The sequence below is a fragment of the Sinomonas flava genome (genome assembly GCF_039531875.1).
Lineage (GTDB): Bacteria > Actinomycetota > Actinomycetes > Actinomycetales > Micrococcaceae > Sinomonas > Sinomonas flava.
The window spans coordinates 90,465-114,814 of sequence record NZ_BAAAQW010000009.1 but is presented as its reverse complement, the minus strand read 5'-3'; the positions used below and the strand labels follow the sequence as shown (position 1 = coordinate 114,814).

The window sequence follows — 24,350 nt, the reverse complement described above, 5'->3', positions numbered from 1 at the left end:
ACAGAGACGCGGGTCACAGTGGACTCTGGGATGCATCCCCACTCCCCTTCTGGAGGAATTACAGATGACCAACGTACGAGTTGCCGTCGACGTCGGCGGAACGTTCACCGACGTCTGCATCTTCGACGAGACGACGCGCACGATGCGCGTCACCAAGGTCCCCTCGACGCCTGCCGACCCGATGGTCGCGGTCATGAACGGCGTCGAACGGGCCGAGATCGACCTGGCCGACGTCTCGCTCTTCTCGCACGGTACGACCGTGGCGACGAACGCCCTCATCACGCGGAACTTCCCGGCGGCGGCCATGGTGACGACACGCGGCTTCCGCGACGTCATCGAGATCCGGGACGGCACCAAGGACGACCTCTGGGACGCCTACAACGACGTGAGCGGCCCCTACATCCGCCGGCGGGACCGGTTCGAAGTCACCGAGCGCGTGGACTTCGAGGGCAAGGTGATCGCGCCCCTCGACGAGGAGGAGGCGCGCACCCTGGCCCGGCTCCTGCGGCGCCGCGGCGCGACGACCGTCGCGGTGTGCTTCCTGAACTCCTACGCCAACCCCGCCAACGAGATCCGCATGCGCGAGATCCTCGAGGAGGAACTGCCCGAGGCGACGGTCTCGACGTCGGCCGAGATCCTCCCCGAGATGTTCGAGCACGACCGCTTCAACACGGCCGTCTCCAACGCCGTCCTCGCTCCGCTCGTCACGGGCTACGTGGACCGGCTCTCGGAGCAGCTCGCGGAGGGCGGGTACGACGGCGATCTCCTCCTCCTGCACTCGGGCGGCGGTTCGATGACCCCTCGCATGGTGCGCAAGTACCCGGTGCGCCTCGCGGCCTCGGGCATCGCGGCCGGCGCAATCGCGGCGAAGCACATCGCCCAGCAGTGCGGCTACGACAACGCCGTCGGGCTCGACATGGGCGGCACGTCGACGGACATCGCCCTCGTCTCCGGCGGCGAGCTGCGCGTGACGAAGGAGTGGCAGGTCGAGTACGGCCACCCGATCGTCTTCCCGAGCATCGAGGTCCTCACCATCGGCGCCGGCGGGGGCTCGCTCGCCCACATCGACATCGCGGGCTCGCTGCGCAACGGACCCCAGTCCGCGGGCGCCGACCCGGGGCCGGCCTGCTACGGCACGGGCGGCAAGCAGCCGACCAACTGCGACGCGAACGTCCTGCTCAACCGCCTCGGCACCACGCTGGCCGGCGGCGCCAAGACCCTCGACCGCGAGCTGTCCCGTCAGGCGGTCCGCTCCGTCATCGCCGAGCCCCTCGGCATGGCCGAGGAGGACGCCGCGCACGCGATCCTGGCCGTCGCGAACGCGAACATGGCCGACGCCGTGCGGCTCATCTCGATCCGCCGCGGCTACGACCCCCGCGACTTCGCCCTCATCGCCTTCGGCGGGGCCGGCGCGCTCCACGGAGCCGAAGTGGCCCGGGAGCTCAACATCCCCACCGTCGTCGTGCCCCCGAGTCCCGGCGTCACCTCCGCCCTCGGGTGCCTCCTCGTGGACATCCGCCACGACCTCTCCACGATGTATACCGCGATGGCCGCCGACGCGGACCCGGACGACCTCGAGACCTCGTTCCGTGCCCTCGAGGGCGAGGCCCGCGCCCGGCTGCGCCACGAAGGCGTCGCGGAGGAGGACACCGTCCTGGCACGGCTCATCTCGATGCGGTACCACGGCCAGTGGCGCTCGCTCGCCGTGCCCATGGGCTCTGGCCCGGGCGCCCTCGAGACCGCGATCGAGACGTTCCACGAGCAGCACGAGCGGGAGTTCGCCTTCCGCCAGGACGAGCAGCCCGTCGAGATCTACCAGCTGCAGCTCACCGCGGTCGGCAAGACGCCCAAGCCGAGCTTCCGCCCCGCCGTCGAACTCGTCCAAGAGCCGGGCGACCCGGCATCGCACCGGCCCGTCTACTTCGGCGAGGCCGGCTGGGTCGAGACGCCCGTCTACGACCGCGCGCTCCTGCCCGCCGGCGCCACGTTCGCTGGCCCGGCGATCGTCGAGCAGCTCGACTCCACGACGGTCGTCCCGCCGGGCACGGTCGCGGAGATCGACGAGTGGCTCAACATCCGCATCCACCTGAACACCCGCACCCGGGAGGCCTGAGATGACCCACAGCACCCTGGCTCCCACGCCAGCACCCAAGCGATCCGACCGGCTCGACCCTGTGACCTTCGAGGTCCTCAAGAACGCCTTCGCGACGAGCGTTGACCTCATGAGCGAGCAGATCCTGCGGACCTGCTACTCGTTCGTCATCTACTCGCGCGACTTCTCCTCGGCACTGTGCGACGCCCGCGGCAACACAGTCATGCAGGGCAGCGGCGACATCGCCGTCCACGTCGGCACGCTGCACTTCCAGTGCCAGGCGGTCCTCGAGGAGTTCGGCACCGACATCAACCCGGGCGACGTCTTCGCGATCAATGACCCGTACCGCGGCGGCACACACTTCAACGACGTGAGCTTCATCCGCCCGATCTTCGCCGACGGGCAGATCATCGCCTTCGCGCAGAACAAGGGCCACTGGGCGGACATCGGCGGCAACGTCCCCGGGTCCTTCGATGTCAACGCGAAGGAGCACTTCGGCGAAGGACTGCGGATCACCCCCGTGCGCATCTGGCGCGAGGGCGTCTTCCTGCACGACGTCGCCCAGCTCCTCGTCTCCAACACCCGAGCGCCACGGCAGGCCATGGGGGACCTCCACGCCCAGTCCGAGGCCACTGCCGTCTGCGAGCGCGAGGTGCTGCGCCTCGTCGCGAAGTATTCGCGCCAGACCGTCATCGATGCGATGCAGGAGACCCAGGACTACGTCCAGCGCACCGTGCTGAAGAAGCTCGAGTCCCTTCCCCGCGGCGAGTGGGAGACGGTCGACTACATTGACTTCGACCCCGGCAAGCCTGAGGGGCTCGTGCCGATCCGGATCAAGCTGACACTCGACGGCACGGGCATCCACTACGACCTCGCCGGCTCTGCCCAGGCCGTGGACACGTTCCTGAACTCCGGCTACGGGACCACGTTCTCGGCAATCTACGCCGGCACCAAGACGTTCTTCCCTGACGTGCCGCTCAACTCGGGCTTCTATGCTGCCGTGACGGCGGACATCGGGCCCGAGGGGACAGTGGTCAACGCGGGCTGGCCGCACGCCGTGACCGGCTTCTGCTCGGGGCCGTACGAGAAGCTCATGAACGGGATCTTCGAGCTGTGGTCACAGGTCATGCCCGAGCGGGCCATGGCCTGCGCGTTCAACCTGGAGTACCTCCTGGTGGGCGGGCGGGACGCACGGACCTCCGACAGCCCGTACTTCATGTGGTACGACTGGATGGCCGGTGGCTGGGGCGGCCGGGCCTCCAAGGACGGCGCCAGTGCCACCGCGCCGGTCTTCGGGCCGGGCCTTGCGGTCCAGCCCGTCGAGGGCCAGGAGCGGCTCTCCCCCGTCCTGACCACGATGCACGCGATCGCCACCGACTCCGGTGGCCCCGGCCGCTTCCGCGGTGGATGCGGCATCGAGAAGGGCGGCATGCTCACCGACGCTTCCTCGACCGTCATGAGCTACTGCTGCGACCGGGCCCGGTCCGTCACGTGGGGCATCGAGGGCGGGCTGCCGTCCATCCCCCACGGCGTATGGCTCAACAAGGGCACCCCCGACGAGCGGTTCCTGGGCTCGAACTTCTCCTCCGTCCCGGTCGCACCCGGCGACTCCTTCACGCGGCCCTCGGCCGGCGGCGGAGGCTTCGGGGACCCGCTCGAGCGCGACCCCGCGGCCGTGCTCGAGGATGTGATCGACGGGTACGTGTCGATCGGACGGGCGGAGAGGGACTACGGCGTCGTGATTCGCGCCGTTGATCCCGAGCTGGACCTCTACGAGATCGATGACCACGCCACTGCAGCCGCGCGTAACTGCATCCGCGCGCACCGGCGCGACTGGCTTGAGGACGATGCCGATGGCGTTGCCGTGCGCTACCGCAGCGGCGAGCTGCCGATGCTCGATGTGATCCGCCGCCACGGCGTCATCCTCGACTGGGGTACCGGCGAGCTGTTCCCCGACACGACCGCGCAGTACCGCGAGCTCATGCGGCGCCGCTCAGCCGCGTCCTGGACATGACGCGCTAGCGCCCGTCCCCTCAGGCCGGGGCACCGGCCCCCTCAGACCGGGGGTGCGGGGTCCGTTCCCCCGCACCCCCTCTTCAGCCGTGCCCGGTTGCTCTTCAGCCGCGCCCGCTTGACCATCCCATTCACAGAACCACCCGACCGCGGAGGCTTCCATGCCCGCTTCCCCAGTTCAGCAGTCACCGGACCAGCAGTCATCGGACCAGCAGTCCACGCAGCCCCAGCCAGCATCTGATGCCCGGATGGGCCGTGGCTCCCTCGCCATGGCCTGGTACGGGCTCGTGAGCGCCATGTTCTTCGTCTACATCGGCGCCGCCCTCGCCCTTGCGTACGGCACAGCCGACGCCCTCATCGGCCTCGTCCTGACGATCGTGGTCTACGGCGCCGTCAACAGGATCCTGTCCGCCTACGCCCTCCGGCACGGACTGACGGTCCACCAGTTCTCGCGGACCCTCCTGGGCCGCGCGGGGGCACTCTTGGCGACCCTCATCTTCGCGGCCACGGCCATCTACTACGCCGTGTTCGAAGGATCGATCCTCGCCTTCGCGTTCCAGGCGCAGTTCGGCGGCGACCTCGCTCTGTGGTCGGCCATCGTGGTCCTGTACACGACTCCGCTGGTCTCGGGCGGCATACAGCGTCGTCTCGACAAGGTCAACGGCCTCCTCCTGCCGCTCTACTGGGGAGGACTCGCCGTCGCCGTCGTGTGGGCCGGCACCGCGTATGGGGTCTCGGGCGACTGGCTCTCGCACACCACGGCCTTCCTCCCCGTCGCCTCAGGAGGCCCGGGGTGGCTGGCCTGCTTCGCGGCCTACATGGGCGTATGGATCATGATGATGTACACCATGGACTTCGCCGCTCTAGGGCGCCCGCAGGACGTCGCGTTCCACGGCCGGTGGACCTTCGGCTGGCTCTTCTACACCCTCGCGTTCGGCCTCAACGCCGTGGTCGGGATCTTCTTGACGTTCACGATCCCTGGGCTCCAGTCCACGGAGACAGGTGTCGCCGCGGGGCTTGTCACGATGATGGGGCCCCTCGGCCTGCTGCTCGCCTTCGTGTCCCAGACCCGCATCAACACTGCGAACTACGCCCTCGGCGCGTCCAACCTGCGCGAGGTCGCCGAACGCACCCTGCGGATCCGCCTCCCGCGGCTCGTCTGGGCGTTCATCACCTCTGCGATCATCTTCGCCCTCATGCTCCTGCCGGTTGTCCAGTACCTGCTCGTAGCCCTCGCCTGGCAGGGAGCGCTCGTCACCGGGTGGGTCGGGATCGCCCTGACCCACCTCGCCCTGGGGCGTGCCACTGGCCGGGGCGCTGATCCTGCGGGGCTGCCTGACCGCCGATTCCGCTCGATCTCGGCGCCGGGCGTCGCGGCCTGGCTCGTCTCCGCAGCGGTCGGCATCGGGCTGATCGAATCGGGCCAGCCATGGGGTGCCACGTGGGGAGCGCTCGTGACGCCCGTGCTCGCGGCGGCCATCTACGCAGGCCTTCGCGTCACGAGCCGGCGGAGCACGGCGCTCATCGAGACGTCAGCATCCCCAGAGGCGGCGACTACGGCATCCGCCCGGCCATAGCCGGACGCACACGGGGGCAGCCCTTCCCCCTTGCATCGACTGCTGCGTAAGTGTCCCTTTGAAGCTCCATACCGACACTTGCGCAGCAGTCGATGGGGAGTAGCGAGGCCGGGTCACGTGGGCCCGGGTTACCTGCTGCCCGGCCTGCTGCCGGGGAGGGTGTTCGGGAGGTACTTCCGCGCCGCGAGGTCGAACTGGAAGTAGTCGTGCAGCTGGTTGCCCTTCTGGTACGGGTCCTGGGGCCGGGGCACCTTGTAGTACCGCCCGCTGAAGATCCCGCTCGCGAGGTCCACGCGCAGGAATCCGTGGTGGTCGTCGCAGTAGGAGTTCAGGGTGACGCCGTCGCCCTCGGAGTCCGTCAGCACGACCGGCGGGATCATCTTCTCCCCGTCGACCGTCTGGACGGCATGGAGGTTGTGGTAGCCGCCCGCGCCGGTGACGAGGTAGAGCGAACTGGTGTCGGCGTCGATCTCGTGCGTGAAGCGCTGATAGTTGTGGACGTGCCCGGCCACGACGACTTCAGGTCGCCGTCCTGCCTGCTCCGCGGCATCGTTGATGACCTCCTTCATCGCGACGCTGCCGGAGTGGTGGTCGTCGGCCGAGAAGGGCGGATGGTGCAGGACAACGAAGATCGGCACCTCCTTCGGCAGCTCCGAGAGCTCCTGCGACAGCCATTCGGTCTGCGGCTCGCGGATCTCCCCGCCCTCGGGGACGTTGCTGTAGAGGCCCACGATGTTGACGAGCGGAGTGAGCAGGGTCCAGTAGACATTCGGCTGGACCATGGCCGTGCGGGGGGCGTCGCCGGACTCGGGGGTCTTGGTGGGCTCCGCCGCGCAGAAGTTCCTCAGGAAGCCGTCGAGCGAAGTGTCGTCCTCGAGGTTCTCGCCGTCGTGGTTCCCCGGAACAGCGAAGATCGGCACGCCGTAGTACTCGTACGGCGCATAGAACTGCTCGTAGTAGTTCTCGACCTGCCCGTTGAAGTACACGCAGTCACCTGCAAGATAGAGGAACGCCGGCGTCGACCCCGAGGAACTCTGCTGCGCGAGGTCGGATTCAAGACCCGCGGCAACCAGCTGCTGGGGAACCGCGTTGCCGATTCCGCCGACGTCTCCATCCAGATGGAAGCTCATGGTCTTCGTCGCGGCAATCTTCCCGTACTGCTCGCTGGAGATGATGTCCTTGAGGTCCAGGCGGAAGGGACTCTCCCCGGTGGGAGGCGGGAGCTCGCGGTACGACGTATTTCGCGGCTGGCGGCTGTTCACCGCGAAGGCCGCCGTCATCGACGGCCGCTGCATCGCGAAGACATGGCCCGGCTGGCCCATCAGAGGAACCCGTTCCATTTCACCCTCCATCCAGGACGACGCCGTCGCGCCGACGGCACCTGAATGCTAGGGCTCGCGGGGACTCCCGGGAAGCTACTGGTCAGTCCTCGCCGAGCATCAGTCCTCGCCGAAGGCCGCCCTGACCTCTGCCGGCTCGACGTCCTCGATGCGCGACGGACGCCACTGCGGCGCGCCGTCCTTATCGACGAGCAGGGCGCGGATTCCCTCGCGCATGTCGTGCCGCCCGATGAGGGTCGCCCCCAGCCGGAGGTCCTGGGCGAGCACGTCGACAAGCTCCATGACCGCCGCCCGGCGCAGGGCAGCGAGCGTCACCACCACGGAGAACGGGCACACCGACCGCATCGCCTCCTCGGCCGCCCGCGCACCCTCGTGGCCCTCGGCCGCGAGCTCGACAAGGCGTTCGAGGATCGTCTGGGCGTCGTCGCCCGCGTAGGCCTCGTCGATCCACTCGCGCTCGCGAGCGAGCGGGGCGACCAGCCGCGGGTCGGAGGCCTCGAGCGCGAGCCCGCGCACGACGTCGTGCGCCGCCGCGAGCGCCGACTCCTCGCCCACGCCCGGCTCGGCCAGGCGCGCGGCGAGCGCCTCGATCAGCGTCTCGGCGCGCTCCCCCAGCCGCTCGGACGGGACGAGGTGGTCGGCCCAGCCGAGGTGCACCGCGTCGGCGCCGGTCACGGTCGACGACGTGAGCGCGAGGTGCGTGCCCAGCTCGCCGGGGGCGGCGGCGAGGAGCGTGGCCATGCCCACGTCCGGGGTGAAGCCGATCCTGGCCTCCGGCATGGCCGCCTGCGTCCGCTCGGTCACGATGCGGACCGAGCCGTGCGCGGAGATCCCGAGTCCGCCGCCCATCGTGACACCGTCCATGACCGCGACGTACGGCTTGGGGTAGGCGGCGATGAAGGCGTTGAGGCGGTACTCGTCGGCCCAGAAGGCGATCGCGTCGTCGTCCGGCCCGAGACGCAGGGCCCGGACGTCACCGCCTGCGCACAGCCCCCGGCCCTCACCGCGCACGACGACGGCACGCACCTCCGGCGCGTCGGCCCACTCCTCGAGGACATCCTCGAGCGCAACGATCATCGGGTGGTCGAGCGAATTGAGGGCCCGGGGCCTGTCGAGGGTGACGATCCCGAGGGGGCCCCGGATCTCGGCGCGGACGTGCTGGCTCATGCTGATGAACTCCTCGGGACTTGGGCGGGACGGGACCCCTCAACGGGCGGGACGGGACCCCTCAACGGGCGGGACGGGACCCCTCAACGAGCGGGCGCCCTCGCGAGGCGGCGCGGCAGGCGTCCACGAAGGCTCCCAGGATCGCGCCGAGCTGGCCGGGGGCGTTGGCGCCGTCGGCGGCAGCCGTCTGCGGATCCTCGGGGTGCCACTGGACGGCGAGGAGCCACACGCCGGGGTCGGCGGACTCGACGGCCTCGACCACGCCGTCGGGGGCCATCGCGGAGATGCGCAGCCCCTCACCGAGGCGCCCAACGCCCTGATGGTGGCCCGATACGACGCGTGCGGCGGGCCCGAGCATCTCGAACAGCCGCGTGCCCGGCTCGATGGCGGCGTTGTGCAGGACCATCGGGCCCGACGGGTCGGCGTGGTTGCGGTGCATGCCGCGGGACCCGAGGTCCTCCTCCAACGTGCCGCCGAGGACCACGTTGATGAGCTGGAGCCCCCGGCAGATGCCGAGGACGGGCCGGCCCGCGGAGAGGGCATCGCGCACGAGGGCCGCCTCGGCGTCGTCGGCGCTCCGGTCCACGTCCGCGATGGCCGGGTGCCCGGCGTCGCCCCCGTACAGCGCGGGGTCCACGTCGCCGCCGCCCATGACCAGCACGCCGTCGAACTCCTCCGCGGGCGGGAGGGGGCCGGCCGCGGCGTCGAGCACGACGGCGTCAGCCCCCACTGCGGCGAGGCCCGTCTCCGCGCTGTGGGTGAGGGCAGCGAGCTCGGCGTGGAACCAGGCCTCGTGGGACGGCGCGCTGGCCGCCCAGGTCACGGCGATGCGGGGCGCACGGGTGGCGGTCATGCGTAGAGGGGGTTGTGGCCAGCCGCGACGCGCTCGTTCGGTCGGACGAGGCTGGGCGGCGTCCCGTCGCCGAAGGGCCTGCCGCCGAGTTCCTCGCGGCGGTGGGGCGTCAGCCATCCTGAGAGGTCGGGGCCGGCGGGCACGATCTGGGTGGGATTGATGTCCTCGTGGACGATGTAGTAGTGCCGCTTGATCTGCACGAAGTCGATGGTGTCGCCGAAGCCCGGGGTCTGGAACAGGTCGCGCGCGTAGCCCCAGAGGGCCGGCATCTCGGTGAGCTTGTTGCGGTTGCACTTGAAGTGGCCATGGTAGACGGGGTCGAAGCGGGCGAGCGTCGTGAAGAGCCGCACGTCGGCCTCGGTGATCGTGTCGCCGACGAGGTAGCGCTGGCGCGTGAGTCGCTCCTCGAGCCAGTCCATTGCGTCCCAGAGGCGGGCGTAGGCACGGTCGTACGACTCCTGCGAGCCCGCGAACCCGCACCGGTACACGCCGTTGTTGACGTCCTTGAAGACGCGGGCGTTCACCTCGTCAATCTCGTCCCGGAGGCGCTCCGGGTAGAGGTCCGGCGCGCCGTCGCGGTGGAACGCGGTCCATTCGAGCTCGAAGTCGAGGGTGATCTGGGGGTAGTTGTTGGTCACGACGGCGCCGCTCGGCACGTCCACGATCGCGGGCACCGTGATGCCGCGGGGGTAGTCGGGGAAGCGTCGGAAGTAGGCCTCTTGGAGGCGCTCGATCCCAAGGACAGGGTCCCGGCCGTCCGGGTCGAGGTCGAAGGTCCAGGAGCGCGCGTCGTGGGTGGGGCCGGGGAGCCCGAGGGAGATGGCGTCCTCGAGCCCGAGCAGGCGCCGCACGATGATCGTCCGGTTCGCCCAGGGACAGGCCCGGGCCGCGACGAGCCGGTAGCGGCCTGCCTCCACCGGCCAGGCCTTCGCTCCCTCGGGGGCGGGCGTGCCCGGCGGGAAGGTGCCGTCGCGGGTGATGCGGTCCTCGATGTAGTTCGTGTCACGGGTGAACTCCTCGCCCGTGTGGACGTAGGCGCCCTTGGTGCTGAACTCTCCGATGCTGGCCATGGAGCCAGCCTAGTGCCGGGGCTAGATTGGAGCGATGGAACGGCCCGCACCCTCCCCATCCCCCTCGGACACGCCTCCCCCAACCCCTGCAGACGCGATCCCGTCAGACAGGACGATGGACTGGATCGCCCGTCTCATCGCCATCGACACCACGAGCCGCGACTCGAACCTGCCGCTCATCGGCCTCATCGCCGCCGAGGTGCGGGAGCACGGCGTCGAGCCTGTCCTCGTGCCCAACGAGGACGGCAGCAAGGCCAACCTCATCGCGACGTTCCCCGCGGCGGACGGTTCGGTCTCCGGCGGCATCGTCCTCTCCGGCCACACCGACGTGGTGCCCGTGGACGGACAGGACTGGTCGAGCAACCCCTTCTCGCCCGAGGTGCGGGACGGCCGCCTCTACGGCCGCGGCGCGTGCGACATGAAGGCCTTCGTCGGCGCAGTCGTGGCACGGATCCCGGACCTCGCGGCCGCGCCTCTGCGCGAGCCGGTGCACCTCGCCTTCTCCTACGACGAGGAGATCGGATGTCTGGGGGCGGAGGACCTCGTCAAGGACATGGTGGGGCGGGACCTCCGCCCGCGCGCGTGCATCGTGGGCGAGCCCACGAGCATGCGAGTGGTCCACGGGCACAAGTCCATCAACCTCTTCCGAGTCGACTTCCACGGTGTCGCGGCCCACTCGTCGCTCACCCCGAACGGCGTCAACGCGATCGAGCACGCCGCCGCGTTCGCGCGCTTCGTCCGCTCCGTCGCGGACGAGTTCCGCGCGCACGGGCCGTTCGACGACGCCTTCGACGTCCCCTACACCACCTGCACCGTGAACCTCATCGAGGGCGGGATCGCCGTCAACACCGTCCCCGCCGACTGCACGCTGCACTTCGAGTTCCGCTCGATCGGCGCCGTCGACTCGCGCGCCCTCGTCGAGCGCTTCCGCTCCGAGCTGCGCAGGATCGAGGGCGAGATGCAGGCCGAGAATCCTGCAGCCCACATCGAACTGAGGGTCGTCGCCGCGGCTCCGGGGCTCGAGACCCGGCCCGACGCCGAGGTTGTCCGCCTCGCCACCGAGTGGGGTGGGCTCCCGTCAGATGAGAAGGTCGCATACGGCACCGAGGCGGGCCTCTTCGACCAGGGCGGGATCCCCACCGTGGTCTGCGGCCCCGGCGACATCGCCCAGGCGCACTCCCCCGACGAGTTCGTCGACCTCGGGCAGATTGCCCTGTGCGAGGCGTTCCTCGACCGGGTAATTGCCTCGGTGCAAGAGCGATCTGCCCACACACCCTGAGGAGTCTCGCATGCCCGCCACTTCCGCCACCTCGGCGGCTACCCCGGAGCGGCTCGCCGCAGCGCGGAAGGCCGTCGTCAGCAGTTCGATCGGTGCCGCGCTCGAATGGTTCGACATCATCGTCTACGCCTCGTTCGCGATCGTCATCGCCGAGAACTTCTTCCCCGAGGGCGACAGCACCCTGGGGCTCATCCTGACCTTCGCCACCTTCGCGATCTCCTACCTCATCCGGCCGCTCGGGGGCATGTTCCTCGGCTCGTACGCGGATCGGCACGGCCGCAAGGGCGCGCTGACGCTGACGCTCACGCTCATGATGGTCGGGACCCTCATCATGGCCATTGCCCCGACACACGCCGTCGTCGGCGCCTGGGCGGGAATCATCATCCTCATCTCGCGGCTGATCCAGGGCTTCTCGGCGGGCGGAGAGTTCGGGACGGCCACCACCTTCCTTGTCGAGACGGCCCCGCACCGGAAGGCGTACTACGCGTCCTGGCAAGTCGCGGCCCAGGGAATCTCGATGTTCCTCGCCTCGGCCTTCGGCTTCGCCCTGTTCAACTGGCTCTCCAAGGACGACCTGTACGCGTGGGGCTGGCGGATCCCATTCATCATCGGCATCTTCATCGGTCCCGTGGGCCTCTACATCCGGGCGCGGCTGACCGAGCCGGACGAATTCCTGACCAGCGAGAAGCACGCGGGGCCCGTCCGTGCGATCTTCACGCACTTCCTCGGCCGGCTCCTCACGGCGTCGGCGTGCATCGGCGTCGCCACGATCTCGATCTACCTCATCCTCTACATGCCGACCTTCGCCGTGAAGAGCCTGCACGTCACGGCGAGCGCGGCGTACCTCGGCGGCGTCGTCGCCGGGCTCGTGATCCTTATCGGGACGCCGTTCGTGGGGATGCTCGCGGACAGGGTCGGCCCTGCCCGGCTCATGCTGTGGTCCGCCGTCGCCGCGTTCGTGCTCGCCTGGCCGCTGTTCCAGCTCATCATCAGCACGCCCACGCTGCCGGTGTTCCTCCTCGTGGTCGGGCTCCTCGGCGTCCTCTGTGCGCTCTACTTTGGACCGCTGCCGACGCTCCTGACCGAGATCTTCCCCGTGAACGTGCGCACCACCGGGGTGGGGGTGGCCTACAACATCGGCGTCACCGTCATGGGCGGGCTCGCACCGCTCGTCCTGACGTGGCTTCTGGACCTCACAGGCGTCCTGAGCGCGCCCAGCTTCTACTACATGGCCGTCGCCGTCATCTCCCTCGTGGGACTCGGCGTCGCGCGGACGCGATACGACGCCCTGTAACGGGGCTGCGCTCGCGGGCGCTGAGCAGCATCGACCCCGCCCCGCCGGGCGCCGGCTCAGAATGGTGGCGCCCGGTGGGGCGGAGGTTTGCGCGGCGGGCTCGGGGGCTGGCCGGCCGACCGGGGATTGGAGTCGCAGGCCCGCGTGACGTGCCGTCGGCCGAGGGGCGACGTCCAGACGATGGTGCCGTCCCTGTCGTTCTGTTGGGCCCTCCAGTGCCCGAGCGTCTTGATCCTGTGGTGCTCGGGGCACAGCAGGGCCAAGTTCTCCACGTCCGTGGAGCCGCCCATTGACCACTCGTGGGTGTGGTCCGCTTCGGTGTGTGGGTGTGGCCGGTCGCAGGCGGGAAAACGGCAGCCGTGGTCGCGGAGCGCGAGGAGCCGGCGAAGGGCTGCGGGTGGTGTGTAGCGCGTGCGGCCCAGCGCGAGCGGTGCGCCGGTCTGGGGCTCTGTCAGGAGGCGGAGCCACGTGGCCGACTGGGCTGCCAGCGCCCGCGCAGCATCAGCGGAGATGAGGCCATAGCCGAGTACCTCGGCAGGCTCGTCGCCGAACGCGATCCCCGCCGCCTCCAGTTCGGCTTCGGGGCGCGCCGAGTGCTGGGGCTGGGCCGACGGCTGAGGCTGGGCCGGGTGCTGAGGCTGGGCCGGGTGCTGAGGCTGGGCCGGGTGCTGAGGCTGGGCCGACGCAGGATTGCCGATGGGAGTTGGCAGGACCGTGGTGTGCGGGACCTTGACCACGACCTCAGTACGCACGGCACCGGTGCCCGCGGGAGCACACGCGGGGGCGAGCAGGAGGTCGGCGAAGGCGTCGAGCCGGCGCTGGGCCACGGTGCGCGGGTCATCCGAAGAAGCCTGGCTCCGGGCAATGGCCTGCAGTCGGGCGTCGATCATGGCACCGGCCTCGAGGGGCAGATGGGCGTGGAGGTGGCACATGCCGTCGTCGCCCGGTTCGATGTCCACCCTGCGCCGCTCCCGCGCCTGCTTGGCGCGGGCGGAGAGCGTCAGGGCGCTGTGCTCCTCGGCCATGCGCCGCAGCGAACGCCTGAGCGCCGGCAGAGAGAGCTTCGGCGGCGCAGGGACGTCCGCGGGCTGGCCCGGACCGGCGTCCCCGGGAACCGCGAGCGCAACGGCCCGTTCCAGGAACTCCAAGGCGGAAGGGGCCGGGACGGGAGCGGCAGCATGCAGGATCGTCTGGGCGCGAGCACGGTCCAGCCGACCGTCCTGCAGGGCCGTCAGGACGGGCGCCGCCTCCGGCTCCGTCACAGCCAGCGCCTCGGCAACCAGCGCCCGGGCGGCCCGCGGGGGCAGCGAGAGCTCAGCGGCGATCTCGGCGGCGGTCAGGGAAGGGGCGTCGAGCCGGTCGAACGGGCTGGCGGCGTCGGCACCGAGCAGGCTCGCGATCCCCCGCACCACGAGCACCCGCATCGCGTGCAGCTTCGCCTCAGCTGCCTCGACCCCGGAGAGACACGACAGGAGTGCGTCAACTGCTCGTTCGTGGTTGCGGGCCGCCACCGCCAGAGGGTGGACGAGGGCCACTTCGCCCAGGCCGTTCTCATCGACAGCTTCCCAGTCCCGCTGCTCCGAGAGTTCGCGGTCCGGGTCTGCGGCAGGGTCATCCAGATACGCCGGATAGTCGGCCGCCTCCGCCACCTCCGCTGCCGACGAAGGATCCGACCAGTCGTCGGCGTGAGCCCATCCGGACAGCCACGGGGACTCGCCCTCGGGCCGGAAGTGCTCCTCAAAGGACGCCCCGGAGCGCGAGGCGAGCCACTCGCCGTCGTGCGCGGCCCCCTCAAAGATTCCCCCGAACCCGTCCATGGAAAGATCCCATCACAGGGGTCCGACAGTCCTCGTAACGGGTTTCCGCACCGTCGTATCGACGGCGGCGTGAGACTCAGTTTCACGGTGTCGGTCCCACCAGCTAGCGTTGGCCTCGGAACACACCATCGACGGCGAGGACGTGACCATGGACTCCAGCACCTTTGACCCGGGCAGCTACAGCACCCTCAAGCTCGACCTCGACGAGGGCATCCTGACCCTCACCGTGGACCGGCCGGAAGCCCTCAATGCGCTCTCCCAGCAGGTCGTCTCGGAACTCTGGAAGGCCTTCACCGCTATCCAGGACTCCTGCACGCACGACGCCGGGTGGCCGGTCCGCGGCGTCATCGTCACCGGGGGCGGCGGGAAGGCCTTCGTGGCGGGTGCGGACATCCGCGAGATGGCGTCCATGGGCCCCGACTCTGCGGCCGAGTACGCGCGATCGATGCAGGGCGTAACGCTCCTCATCGAGAAGCTCCCTGTGCCGGTCATCGCCGCCGTGGACGGCTTCGCGCTCGGGGGCGGCTGCGAGCTGGCCCTCGCCTGCGACTTCATCTACGCCTCCGAGGCGGCGCAGTTCGGCCAGCCGGAGGTCAATCTGGGCCTCGTGCCCGGCTTCGGGGGATCCGTGCGGCTCCCCCAGCGCGTGGGACTGGGTCCCGCCCGGGAGCTCATCTACACGGCCCGGAGGATCGACGCCGCCGAGGCGCTTCGCCTGGGCCTCGCCAATCGGGTCCTTCCCTCGCGCGACGAGCTCCTCGCGGCCGCCCGTGAGACCCTCCAGGAGATCGCCGGGAAGGCCCCAGCCGCCGTCGGGCTCGCGAAGCAGTCGATTGCCGGCGCCACGGGCCGACCCACCAACCAGGGCCTCGAGGCCGAGGCGGAAGCGTTCCGGGAGGCCTTCACAACCGACGACATGCGCGAGGGCACCGCCGCCTTCCTCGAGAAGCGGAAGGCCGCGTTCACGGGGAAGTAGGGAACGGGGTCAGCGCTCGGGGAGCCGCCCCCTAGTCCCCTGACGGTCACAGCTGGAACTCCGGCGCCGTCACAGCGGAATGAAAGGGTTGGGCGGAAATGTAGGTGGCATGACGGCCACACTCCCCTCTCACGACAAGGCCCCCCACAGGACACCGCCCACCGCCCGCCACCGGCTCAACCCCCGCGACGCCCTCGCCCGCGAGCTGACGGCGCGCGGCCGGCGTCGTCTGCTCTCCGCGGACGCGCTCACGGTCGCGGCCTGGGGATCGGCGGCCGCAGCCGTCGCGCTCTACCTCGCCGACGGCGCCGCCGGACAGTTCGGCTCGGTCGCCTCTGCGCTCACAGCGATCGGAATCGTCGCGGGCCTGATCGGCACCGATCTCGTGCTCGTGATGCTGCTGCTCGCGGCACGCCTGCCATGGATCGACCGGGCCATCGGCCACGACAAGGCCATGGCCGTCCACGGCAAGCTCGGGAAGCCTGCGCTGTACCTGCTCCTGGCCCACATGATCTTCCTCCTGCTCGGCTACGGGGCGGCCGAGGGCCTCGACCCCGTGTCGGAGGCCATCGCCCTGTGGAACCTCGTGCCGGACATGTGGCTCGCCTTCGTCTCCATGGCGCTGTTCATCGCGGTGGTCATGACCTCGCTCGTCGCGGTGCGCCGGAAGATGCCGTACGAGTTCTGGCATGGGATCCACCTGCTCTCCTACGCCGCCGTGCTCACCGGCCTTCCCCACCAGTTCAGCGTCGGCGGGGTCTTCGCCGAGGGCCAGTGGCAGCGCATCTACTGGGAGGTCTTCTACTGGGGCGTCGTCGGGGCGCTCGTCGCATTCCGGGTCGTCGCGCCGCTGGCCCGCACGTGGCGGCACCAGCTCACCGTGAGCCGGGTGGTCCAGGACGCGGACGACGTCGTGAGCATCGAGATGACCGGCCTGCGCCTGCACGAGCTCACGGGCAATGGCGGCCGGTTCTTCATCTGGCGCTTCCTCGCCCCGGGCCTGTGGTGGCACGCGCACCCGTTCAGCCTGTCGGCGGAGCCGCACCGGGGGGCCTACGGGGACACGATCCGGATCACCGTCCGCAGCCTTGGCCGCGGAAGCGCGGCCCTCCTGAGGCTGCGACCCGGGACGAAGGTCGCGCTCGGGGGCCCGTACGGCAGCTTCGCCCACGCTTCCCGCACCCGCCGCGGCCTCGTGCTGGCTGGCTCCGGGATCGGCATCACGCCGATCCGAGCCCTCCTCGAGCGGGCCGAGTTCGCGCCGGGCGACGCGACCGTGTTCCTCCGCGCCGGCACCGACGGGCAGGTCTACCTGCGCGATGAGATCCGCGCACTGTGCGCGGACCGGGGCGCTGTCCTCTACGAGCTCGTGGGCCACAGGTCTGCCCGCTCGGGCTGGCTTCCTGCACACCAGGCCGGCCTGACCCTGACCGACTACCTCCACTCCGGCGCCCCCGCCCTCGCCGACTCGGACATCTACGTCTGCGGCCCGCGGGAATGGTCCGACGCCGTCCTCGCGGATGCCAGGACGGCCGGCGCCACCGATGATCAGCTCCATCGTGAAAGGTTCGACTGGTGAGAACACGAGCAGCCATCTCCGCGTCCCTAGCATCCGTCGGCATCCTCGCCGCCGGCTGGCAGGCAGGCGCCCAGGCTCTTGACGCCGCGCAGGCGACCGCCACAGGCCCTGGCACGGGAAGCACGACGGCGGGCGGCGCCTCCTCCGGCACGGGCACCTCCGGCACGGGGACCTCGGGCGGCTCCAGCATCTCGGCGGCAGGCGCGTCGAGCGCCTCGGGCGGCTCGGCGTCGTCGTCCGGGTCGAGCGGCTCCGGCAGCACCTCCGGGCAGGCGACGACCGGGGCGCAGGCGAAGGCCCAAGCGACCTACGCCGGCAAGGTGGTCTCGACCCGGTTCGGCACAGTGCAGGTGCAGATCACCGTGCAGAACGGGAAGATCACCGATGTCGCGGCCCTCAAGCTGACCGACGCCGAGCGGAAGTCGCAGATGATCAGCGCCCAGGCGGCCCCGATCCTGCGGTCAGAGGTGCTGCAGGCGCAGTCGGCAGACGTGCAGACCGTCAGCGGCGCGACCGTCACCTCCGATGCCTACCTCACGTCCCTCCAGGCGGCCCTCGATGCAGCCAATCTCTGACCCCGCACCCGGACCCGTCGGCCCCGCGGTCCCGCCATCCCTCCGCGCCCGCACGTTCGTGTGCATGGGGACAGTCGTGAGCCTGACGGTTCCCGCGGGCCCCGGCGCGTGCAGCGCCGACGTGGACCGGCTCGAGGCGGCGACTGCCGTCGTCGAGGACCAGTTCGAAGCTCTGGATGCGCGGTTCAGCCTGTTCAAGCCGAACTCGGAGGCGAGCCGCGTGTCGCGCGGCGAGCTGTCCCTGATGGAGGCCAGCCCGCTCATGCGCGACCTCTACGCCGACGCCGTGCGCTGGCGCCGACGCACCGACGGCGCGTTCACACCGGAGAGGCCCGACGGACTGCTGGATCTCAGCGGGCTCGTCAAAGGATACGCGATCGGGGAGGCGGGGCGGTCGCTCGTCGCCCTCGGCCTCACCGACTGGTGCCTCAACGCGGGCGGGGACGTGCTGGTGTCGGGTTCCCCGGCGCCGTCGTCCGGCGAAAGGAAGCCGTGGCTCGCCGGGATCGTGGATCCGGCCGACCGTCGGACCCTCCTCGGCGCGTACCCGCTCGGCCCAGGCGCCCCGCGTGAGGTCGTGTCGCCGCAGCTCGCGCTGGCGACCTCCGGCTCCGCCGAGCGCGGCGACCACATCTGGACCGTCGGCGTGCGAGGCCCCGGCGCTCAGGGACCCGCGGGTGCGAGGCGTCCGGAGTTCGCCCAGGTGAGCGTCGCGGCGTCGGACATCGTCACCGCGGACGTGCTGGCCACCGCGATCGTCGCAGGCGGCCGGAGCACCTTGGATGCCGTGGCCTCGCGCTGGGACGTCGACGTGCTCGCCGTGGCGCACGACGGCGCGCTCGTCGCCACCCCGGGCTTCCGCGCCCCGAGCGCGGCGTAGCCCCCGGTCCTGTTGCGGTGGGTCGTCTGCTAGCCGAGCGTGGTCAGGGCCTGGTGCACGGATTCGACGAGGACGGGAGTGCCGGTTCCGACTTCCATGACCTCACCGTCGATCTGCAGCGGGATCGAGGCGGTGCTGGTGAACCTGTAGCTCGGGACGCTCTCACGGGCCCCCAGCCCGACCGTCACGGCCCGCAGCGCCATGAGCCCGATCCGCCATCTGCGCGCGTGGGGGAGGACGACCACTTCGAACATCCCATCGTCCGGGAAGCCCGCTTCGCTGACCTTCCCGTACTTGGCGATCCGGGAGATGTTGGCCAGGATCAGGCTGTCCAGGATTGCCCGCGCCCCGTCGGCGCGGGTGATGTCCACCGGGGACAGGCTCCTCAGGGCGCGGGCCACGGAGAGCAGTTCCGCGAAGCGCCCCTTGACGCCCTTCTCGATGCCGATCGCCATCAGCGGCGTGAGTCCAAACCCCACGTACGAATGTGCATACCGTGACCATGCCCGGTCGCCTTCTCCGACCGTGAGGCGGAGGAGGTCCATGCGGCGGACCTGGCCGCGGACGATCGCATCGGCAATGGGCAGGGACCGTGTGCTGCGCCTGTGGTCGTTGGCATTGCCCGCGCCCATGACGGCGCAGACCGCCTTGCCGTCAGCGTCCATGGCCCCGTTGACGACGTCGTTGTAGCCACCGTCGCCGCTGACCGAGACCAGCAGCGGACGGCCGCCGGCTGCTTCTCGAGCCAGAGTCCGCCCATGGCCGGGGAAGGCTGTGGGGAGCAGGCTCACCGGCATATCAGGCGCACGGTTCCGCAGCTCCCGGTACAGCCGCTCCGCCAGGACTGCCGGTGCCCTGCCGACTGCGGGGTTGTAGATCAGCAGGATCCTGTCAAAGGTTCCCGCCTCGCCGGGTCCTCCCATCATGGACCGATCCGCGCCGGCCCTCCTCAGGCTCCGAAGTCGATCTCGGCGGCGGCCTCGGCGACGCGGAGGAACCGCTCGCGTTCGGCCTCGTCCAAGTCTGCCCGGGCCTGGCGCGCGAGCTCCTTCCGCGCCAAGGCCTTCATGGTGGCCGCGCGCACGAGGGTTCCGATGACGGCGGCGAGGCCGTTCCTGAGCTCGTCGAGGTTGGTGCCCGAAATCAGGAGACGCCGATCCGCCACGTGCAGCGCAGCGTGGCCGAAGCCTGCCTCCTCCAACCGCGTCTGAGTGGATTGGTCCTGGATGGACTCGACCTCCTCAGGGTCAGGGCGGCGCGACAGCGAAGCGGTGACGGTATACCGTTCGGGGCCCTCAGGGGTGAGGGTATCGGGGGGGAGTGCGCTGAGGACCACTCCGGTCACCCGCAGCGGATCCTCAGGTCCTGAGAGATCTCTCGGTTTGGCCAGCACGTCTTGGGTCTGTTCTGGGACTGTCTGCATTGTTCTTCCTTGGGGAAAGGCGCCCATACGGCGCCAGCATCCCAGAGTGCACCTTCTGGGAGAGGAAGCACGATGCTCACCGGCATGTGCGGCCCGCGGGGGTGATCGGCTGCCTAGGCCGGCCCGGACCGCTGGACGGAGCCCCCTTGGGGCTTCTCTCCCAGTCTACGCCGGTCCCTCTGCCGGGGGCTTCCCTCGCCAAGGGCGCACCCGTTGGCGGGATGAGCGCTCATCAGGCCCTCTGCACCAGCCGCCGGGGCGCCTATCCTGAAGGGGAGGTACTGGCCCGGAAACGGAAATACCCGGGTGCCCGGGCCTCGGAAGATCTGAGGGAATCATGGGCCTTTCCAATGCCGCCAGCGGACGCCCGGTGCGGCCGAATCCAGTGGTGAACAGCTATCTGGCCCTGCAGAAGGAGATCCGGGCTCGCGGCCTGCTAGAGCGACGGCGTGGCTACTACATCACGGTCTTCGGAGTCCTCCTCCTGGCCTGGGCCGGGGCGTGGACAGGCTTCGCCTTCATCGGAGCCTCCTGGTTCCAGCTGCTGATCGCGGCCGGGCTCGGTGTCCTGATGACCCAGTTCGGCTTCCTCGCCCACGAGGCCGCCCACGGCCAGGTCTTCTCCTCGTGGCCGGCCAACGAGTGGTCTGCCCGCATCGTGGGCAACGGGCTCACCGGGATCAGCTACGCGATGTGGCAGCAGAAGCACTCGAAGCACCATTCCAGCCCTAACGTGATCGACAAGGACCCGGACATCAAGCCCGGCACGATCGCCTTCCACGACGCTGCTGCCGCGGCCCGGCCCCAGTGGCTCGGATTCATCACGCGCCATCAGGGCTACCTGCTCTTCCCCGTCCTGCCGTTCCTGGGCCTGGCCCTGCAGGTCGACTCGTTCAGATTCCTCCTTCGCCGCGGCCCGGTCCAGCGACGAGGGGTGGAGATCGCCATCCTCGCTGCCCGGGTCTTGACCGTGCCGGCACTGGCGTTCTGGCTGCTCCCGCCCGGGATCGCCGCGGCGTTCATCGGGGTCCAGCAGGGAGTCTTCGGCCTCTACATGGGCGCAACCTTCGCCCCCAACCACAAGGGGATGAGGGTCTTTCAGGCGTCGTCGAAGGCGGACTTCCTCACCCGTCAGGTCCTCGCCTCACGCAACATCCGCGGCGGCCGCGCCATGGACCTGTTCATGGGCGGGCTGAACCGCCAGATCGAGCACCACCTCTTCCCGAGCATGCCCCGCCCGGCGCTGCGGCACGCGGAGAAGCTGGTCCGGGCACAGTGCGCCCAGAGCAGCATCCCCTACACCGCCACCTCACTTGTGGCCTCCTACGGGATCATCGTGCGATACCTCAACGCGGTCGGCCACGGTCTGGGCTCCGTCTTCGAATGCCCCCTCGCCACCCAGCACCGGCCCAGCTGACCGCCCTGAAGCCGGTCCACTCCGCCGGGTTCGAAGGAGTACCCCGCCCGACGGATTGTGTTCGTGGCCCCGCCGTCCACCCAATACAGGCGTAGCCTGAGATTGGACCGGGTCCTCAGGAGCCGCACACCGGCCCGGGCTCCGGCCCTCTTGAAGGATGGAACATCATGACCACGTCACCGGTCTCCCCCCCGAACCCGCAAGCGCGACGCGGCTCAGGTGCGGGGCGCAGAATTCCACGGCCCTCTGAAGCTGGACCGCGGAGCGAATCCGAGCACACCGACGCGGCATCCCCCGCGCCGGCGCAAGCGCCGAAGGCACGCACGACCAGAGCCGGCATGGTGTGGGCGGCCGTCATCGTCGCCCTGCTGGCCCTGATTCTGCTGATCGTCTTCATCCTCCAGAACCAGCAGCCTGCCAGGGTCTTCTTCCTCGGGCTGGACGGCACCGTCGCCTTGGGGATAGCGCTGCTCATGGCGGCGGTCGGAGGAGGCGTCCTCGTCGCGGCAGCAGGCGGGGCTCGGATCATCCAGCTCAGGTCCAACGCCCGCAGGGCCCGCAAGGAGAACGCCCCCCGGAGCACCAACGCCTGAGCGCGGGGACCCTGCCAAGCTGCTGAGGACCCACGCGGGTTGGCCTACTGCGTGCTCAGGGGAACTGTGACCCATCCAGCAAGGGACCTCGGGTCGTGGCCGGGCTCCCGAATCCTAAGGAGGGGATCCCTGTGGACCCCACCGTCATTGTCGGCATCATTCTCGTTGTTGTGCTGCTCGTCATCGCCAGGATGTCGATCCGCATCGTCCGCCAGTACGAGCAGGGCGTCCTGTTCCGGCTCGGACGCGTCATCGGCGTCCGGATGCCCGGGCTCCGCCTGATCATCCCAGTGATCGACCGTCTCCCCCTCGTGAGCCTTCGGATCGTGACCATGCCGATCCAATCCCAGGGAATCATCACCCAGGACAACGTGAGTGTCGATGTCTCCGCTGTCGCCTACTACCGCGTCGTCGACGCCGTGAAATCGGTCGTCGCAATCGAGAATGTCGCCGCGGCCATCAACCAGATCGCCCAGACCACCCTGCGCAAGGTGGTTGGCCGGCACACTCTGGACCAGACCCTTTCGGATACCGAGCGCATCAACGGCGACATCCGCGAAATCCTCGACGTCCTCACGACGGACTGGGGCGTCGAAGTGACCCTTGTTGAGCTGAAGGACATCCAGCTGCCCGAGACGATGAAGTGGGCCATGGCGCGGCAGGCCGAGGCCGAGCGGGAGAAGAGGGCCAAGATCATCGCCGCGGAGGGCGAGGCAATCTCGGCTGCCGCTCTGGGCGATGCATCCGACACGATGATGGCCCACCCCCTCGCTCTGCAGCTGCGCAACCTGCAGAGCCTCGTCGAGATCGGCGTCGACAAGAACACCACGGTGGTCTTCCCCGCTCCGCTCATGAGCACCATCGGCGAGCTCTCCGCCTTCCTCGCCAGAGAGAACGAAGCTGCAGCATCCACCACCGGGAAGGCTCCGATCAAGGCTGCCTGACAGTCGACACCGGACCGCAGTCGACCGCGGAACCGGAGGACCTCGGGCTCAGAGCCGAGTGAGCTCGGGGTACTTCGGGCTCAGACCGTCGCCGGACGAGCGGCCCGTGAGCCGGCGCATGACCCACGGCCCCGCGTGCTCGCGGGCCCACAGGGCATGGGCGCGCAGCTGCTGGACGCGGCTCAGGACAGGGAGTTCGGGCACGTCGGGGACCTCGACGAGGCCCTCGTGCTCGAGCAGCCGGAGGACTCGGTTCGCCATCGTCGCGTGCCCGAGGGCGGACATGTGCATGCGGTCCGCGTCCCACATCCGCCAGTCCTGGAACTCGTGGAACCGCCAGAAGTCCACGATCCTGGCCCCGTGCCGGTCCGCGATCCACCGCACCTGCTCGTTGTAGATGGCCGTGCGTCCCCGCATCGAGCCGAACACCTTGGAGGCTCCCGCGTCGAAGCCCGTGAACAGCAGCACGGTGGCGCCGGACTCGACCAGCCGCTCCACGGCACGGTCGTATTCCACGAGCAGCGCGTCGATGTCCACCTTCGGGCGGAGGATGTCATTCGCCCCCGCGTACAGGGTCACGAGGGTGGGATAGAGGGCGAGGGCGGGCTGGAGCTGCTCACGGACGATCTGCTGCAGCTTGCGCCCGCGGATCGCGAGGTTCGCGTAGCCGAGTCCGGGGTCGGCCGCCTGCAGCTGTTCGGCAACCCGGTCGGCCCAGCCCCGGACGCCGTTGGGCCGGGCCGGATCAGGATCGCCGACGCCTTCGGTGAAGGAGTCCCCGAGCGCGACGAAGCGCGTGGTGAAGTCGCCGCTCACGGCGCCACCCCGCCGTCGTGCGCCCCGGCGCTCGCGACCCCGGCGCCCTCGGCGACCGCCGCACGCGCGGGATCGCGGAAGATCCAGCTGTCGGACTCGAGACGGGACACGATCTTCTCTCCGATCTCGGCGAGGCGCTGGACGTCGTCGCCGTCGAGCGCGTCGAAGATGAGCTGACGGACGCGCTCCACGTGATCCGGCGCGAGCTCGACGATCGTCTCCCACCCCGCGTCAGTGAGGTGGGCAGTGGTGACGCGGGCGTCGTCGGGCGAGGGCTGCCGATCGATCCAGCCCCGCGCCTGCAGCTTGGTCACCACGTGGGAGAGGCGCGACAGCGACGCCGACGTGCGTGCCGCGAGCTCCTTCATGGGCAGCATGCGGCCCTCGGCCTCGGAGAGCATCGCGAGGACGTCGTAGTCGAACAGGGAGAGCCTGTTCAGGCTCGTCAGGTGGGCGTCGAGCGCGGCAGGCAGAAGGGTGTTCACGCTCAGCAGCGCCAGCCACGCCCGGCGCTCCTGGGCAGTCAGCCAGCGGGGTTCGGTCACGGAAACCAAGCATAGAGCGTTAGGGACGCGCACCGGTCCACGGAGACGTCGCAGACTCATTAAATCCAACGTCTTGACTTAATGTTCCGGGGCGCCTACC

Annotated in this window: 21 protein-coding genes; 12 read left to right on the top strand and 9 right to left on the bottom strand. The window is 69.9% G+C overall.

What is annotated here, in order from left to right:
* The first annotated feature begins 64 nt into the window (after positions 1-64).
* The 3 genes from ABD298_RS14965 to ABD298_RS14955 all read left to right on the top strand — a co-directional run bounded on the left by ABD298_RS14965 (position 65) and on the right by ABD298_RS14955 (position 5,682).
* Positions 65-2,113, top strand: a complete 2,049-nt coding sequence (locus ABD298_RS14965) for a hydantoinase/oxoprolinase family protein (RefSeq protein ID WP_344300556.1) — start codon at positions 65-67, stop codon at positions 2,111-2,113.
* 1 nt (position 2,114) lies between these two features.
* Complete coding sequence (locus tag ABD298_RS14960) at positions 2,115-4,106, top strand: hydantoinase B/oxoprolinase family protein (protein ID WP_344300555.1); 1,992 nt, start codon at positions 2,115-2,117, stop codon at positions 4,104-4,106.
* 247 nt (positions 4,107-4,353) lie between these two features.
* Complete coding sequence (locus ABD298_RS14955) at positions 4,354-5,682, top strand: purine-cytosine permease family protein (RefSeq protein WP_344300554.1); 1,329 nt, start codon at positions 4,354-4,356, stop codon at positions 5,680-5,682.
* 128 nt (positions 5,683-5,810) lie between these two features.
* On the opposite strand, the gene ABD298_RS14950 is transcribed toward ABD298_RS14955, so the two are convergent.
* From ABD298_RS14950 to ABD298_RS14935, 4 genes are all read right to left on the bottom strand, one after another.
* A complete protein-coding gene (locus ABD298_RS14950; RefSeq protein ID WP_344300553.1) occupies positions 5,811-7,022 on the bottom strand; it encodes a metallophosphoesterase family protein in 1,212 nt (403 codons plus the stop codon).
* A gap of 99 nt (positions 7,023-7,121) precedes the next feature.
* Positions 7,122-8,189 (bottom strand): enoyl-CoA hydratase/isomerase family protein, encoded by a 1,068-nt coding sequence (locus ABD298_RS14945; RefSeq protein WP_344300552.1) that lies wholly within the window; start codon positions 8,187-8,189, stop codon positions 7,122-7,124.
* A gap of 61 nt (positions 8,190-8,250) precedes the next feature.
* Positions 8,251-9,042, bottom strand: a complete 792-nt coding sequence (locus ABD298_RS14940) for a gamma-glutamyl-gamma-aminobutyrate hydrolase family protein (RefSeq protein ID WP_344300551.1) — start codon at positions 9,040-9,042, stop codon at positions 8,251-8,253.
* Complete coding sequence (locus ABD298_RS14935) at positions 9,039-10,112, bottom strand: glutathione S-transferase family protein (protein WP_344300549.1); 1,074 nt, start codon at positions 10,110-10,112, stop codon at positions 9,039-9,041. The genes ABD298_RS14940 and ABD298_RS14935 overlap by 4 nt, the downstream gene beginning before the upstream one ends.
* A gap of 115 nt (positions 10,113-10,227) precedes the next feature.
* Between ABD298_RS14935 and argE the strand changes: the two genes are divergently transcribed.
* Positions 10,228-11,391 carry an acetylornithine deacetylase gene (argE, locus tag ABD298_RS14930; RefSeq protein WP_344300548.1) on the top strand — a complete coding sequence of 388 codons (1,164 nt, stop codon included), beginning with the start codon at positions 10,228-10,230 and terminating at the stop codon, positions 11,389-11,391.
* A 10-nt stretch (positions 11,392-11,401) separates the two neighbouring features.
* Positions 11,402-12,685, top strand: a complete 1,284-nt coding sequence (locus ABD298_RS14925; protein WP_344300547.1) for an MFS transporter — start codon at positions 11,402-11,404, stop codon at positions 12,683-12,685.
* A gap of 56 nt (positions 12,686-12,741) precedes the next feature.
* Here ABD298_RS14925 and ABD298_RS14920 read toward each other — a convergent pair whose 3' ends face one another.
* Positions 12,742-14,502, bottom strand: a complete 1,761-nt coding sequence (locus ABD298_RS14920) for an HNH endonuclease signature motif containing protein (protein WP_344300546.1) — start codon at positions 14,500-14,502, stop codon at positions 12,742-12,744.
* 148 nt (positions 14,503-14,650) lie between these two features.
* Between ABD298_RS14920 and ABD298_RS14915 the strand changes: the two genes are divergently transcribed.
* The 4 genes from ABD298_RS14915 to ABD298_RS14900 all read left to right on the top strand — a co-directional run bounded on the left by ABD298_RS14915 (position 14,651) and on the right by ABD298_RS14900 (position 18,512).
* Positions 14,651-15,478, top strand: coding sequence for an enoyl-CoA hydratase/isomerase family protein (locus ABD298_RS14915; RefSeq protein WP_344300545.1), 828 nt, complete (start codon positions 14,651-14,653; stop codon positions 15,476-15,478).
* Positions 15,479-15,587: 109 nt separating this feature from the next.
* The gene (locus ABD298_RS14910; protein WP_344300544.1) at positions 15,588-17,057 is read left to right on the top strand and encodes a ferredoxin reductase family protein; all 1,470 of its coding nucleotides are present in this window, start codon (positions 15,588-15,590) and stop codon (positions 17,055-17,057) included.
* Complete coding sequence (locus ABD298_RS14905; RefSeq protein WP_344300543.1) at positions 17,054-17,632, top strand: FMN-binding protein; 579 nt, start codon at positions 17,054-17,056, stop codon at positions 17,630-17,632. Before ABD298_RS14910 ends, ABD298_RS14905 begins: the two co-directional genes overlap by 4 nt.
* 64 nt (positions 17,633-17,696) lie before the next feature.
* Entirely contained in the window at positions 17,697-18,512 is an 816-nt protein-coding gene (locus ABD298_RS14900; RefSeq protein ID WP_425564452.1) for an FAD:protein FMN transferase, read from the top strand.
* Between the two features lie 29 nt (positions 18,513-18,541).
* Here the strand turns inward: ABD298_RS14900 and ABD298_RS14895 are convergent, their stop codons facing one another.
* Both ABD298_RS14895 and ABD298_RS14890 read right to left on the bottom strand, forming a co-directional pair.
* Entirely contained in the window at positions 18,542-19,438 is an 897-nt protein-coding gene (locus ABD298_RS14895) for a diacylglycerol/lipid kinase family protein (RefSeq protein WP_344300541.1), read from the bottom strand.
* 23 nt (positions 19,439-19,461) lie between these two features.
* On the bottom strand, positions 19,462-19,713 hold the full coding sequence (locus ABD298_RS14890) for a hypothetical protein (RefSeq protein ID WP_344300540.1): 252 nt from the start codon (positions 19,711-19,713) through the stop codon (positions 19,462-19,464).
* A gap of 610 nt (positions 19,714-20,323) precedes the next feature.
* On the opposite strand from ABD298_RS14890, the gene ABD298_RS14885 reads away from it, so the two are divergent.
* The 3 genes from ABD298_RS14885 to ABD298_RS14875 all read left to right on the top strand — a co-directional run bounded on the left by ABD298_RS14885 (position 20,324) and on the right by ABD298_RS14875 (position 22,889).
* Positions 20,324-21,352 carry a fatty acid desaturase family protein gene (locus ABD298_RS14885; protein ID WP_344300539.1) on the top strand — a complete coding sequence of 343 codons (1,029 nt, stop codon included), beginning with the start codon at positions 20,324-20,326 and terminating at the stop codon, positions 21,350-21,352.
* Between the two features lie 338 nt (positions 21,353-21,690).
* On the top strand, positions 21,691-21,945 hold the full coding sequence (locus tag ABD298_RS14880; RefSeq protein ID WP_344300538.1) for a LapA family protein: 255 nt from the start codon (positions 21,691-21,693) through the stop codon (positions 21,943-21,945).
* A gap of 131 nt (positions 21,946-22,076) precedes the next feature.
* Entirely contained in the window at positions 22,077-22,889 is an 813-nt protein-coding gene (locus ABD298_RS14875; RefSeq protein ID WP_344300537.1) for a slipin family protein, read from the top strand.
* Between the two features lie 48 nt (positions 22,890-22,937).
* Here ABD298_RS14875 and ABD298_RS14870 read toward each other — a convergent pair whose 3' ends face one another.
* Both ABD298_RS14870 and ABD298_RS14865 read right to left on the bottom strand, forming a co-directional pair.
* Entirely contained in the window at positions 22,938-23,705 is a 768-nt protein-coding gene (locus ABD298_RS14870; protein ID WP_344300536.1) for an SGNH/GDSL hydrolase family protein, read from the bottom strand.
* Complete coding sequence (locus ABD298_RS14865; RefSeq protein WP_344300534.1) at positions 23,702-24,250, bottom strand: MarR family winged helix-turn-helix transcriptional regulator; 549 nt, start codon at positions 24,248-24,250, stop codon at positions 23,702-23,704. The genes ABD298_RS14870 and ABD298_RS14865 overlap by 4 nt, the downstream gene beginning before the upstream one ends.
* Positions 24,251-24,350: the final 100 nt, after the last annotated feature.

Coding starts and splice junctions, on each gene's coding strand:
- ABD298_RS14895 (WP_344300541.1), bottom strand. CDS start 19,438: ATGATGGGAGGACCCGGCGAGGCGGGAACCTTTGACAGGATCCTGCTG.
- argE (WP_344300548.1), top strand. CDS start 10,228: ATGGACTGGATCGCCCGTCTCATCGCCATCGACACCACGAGCCGCGAC.
- ABD298_RS14945 (WP_344300552.1), bottom strand. CDS start 8,189: ATGAGCCAGCACGTCCGCGCCGAGATCCGGGGCCCCCTCGGGATCGTC.
- ABD298_RS14965 (WP_344300556.1), top strand. CDS start 65: ATGACCAACGTACGAGTTGCCGTCGACGTCGGCGGAACGTTCACCGAC.
- ABD298_RS14915 (WP_344300545.1), top strand. CDS start 14,651: ATGGACTCCAGCACCTTTGACCCGGGCAGCTACAGCACCCTCAAGCTC.
- ABD298_RS14950 (WP_344300553.1), bottom strand. CDS start 7,022: ATGGAACGGGTTCCTCTGATGGGCCAGCCGGGCCATGTCTTCGCGATG.
- ABD298_RS14955 (WP_344300554.1), top strand. CDS start 4,354: ATGGGCCGTGGCTCCCTCGCCATGGCCTGGTACGGGCTCGTGAGCGCC.
- ABD298_RS14925 (WP_344300547.1), top strand. CDS start 11,402: ATGCCCGCCACTTCCGCCACCTCGGCGGCTACCCCGGAGCGGCTCGCC.
- ABD298_RS14900 (WP_425564452.1), top strand. CDS start 17,697: ATGGGGACAGTCGTGAGCCTGACGGTTCCCGCGGGCCCCGGCGCGTGC.
- ABD298_RS14920 (WP_344300546.1), bottom strand. CDS start 14,502: ATGGACGGGTTCGGGGGAATCTTTGAGGGGGCCGCGCACGACGGCGAG.
- ABD298_RS14880 (WP_344300538.1), top strand. CDS start 21,691: ATGGTGTGGGCGGCCGTCATCGTCGCCCTGCTGGCCCTGATTCTGCTG.
- ABD298_RS14935 (WP_344300549.1), bottom strand. CDS start 10,112: ATGGCCAGCATCGGAGAGTTCAGCACCAAGGGCGCCTACGTCCACACG.
- ABD298_RS14960 (WP_344300555.1), top strand. CDS start 2,115: ATGACCCACAGCACCCTGGCTCCCACGCCAGCACCCAAGCGATCCGAC.
- ABD298_RS14940 (WP_344300551.1), bottom strand. CDS start 9,042: ATGACCGCCACCCGTGCGCCCCGCATCGCCGTGACCTGGGCGGCCAGC.
- ABD298_RS14910 (WP_344300544.1), top strand. CDS start 15,588: ATGACGGCCACACTCCCCTCTCACGACAAGGCCCCCCACAGGACACCG.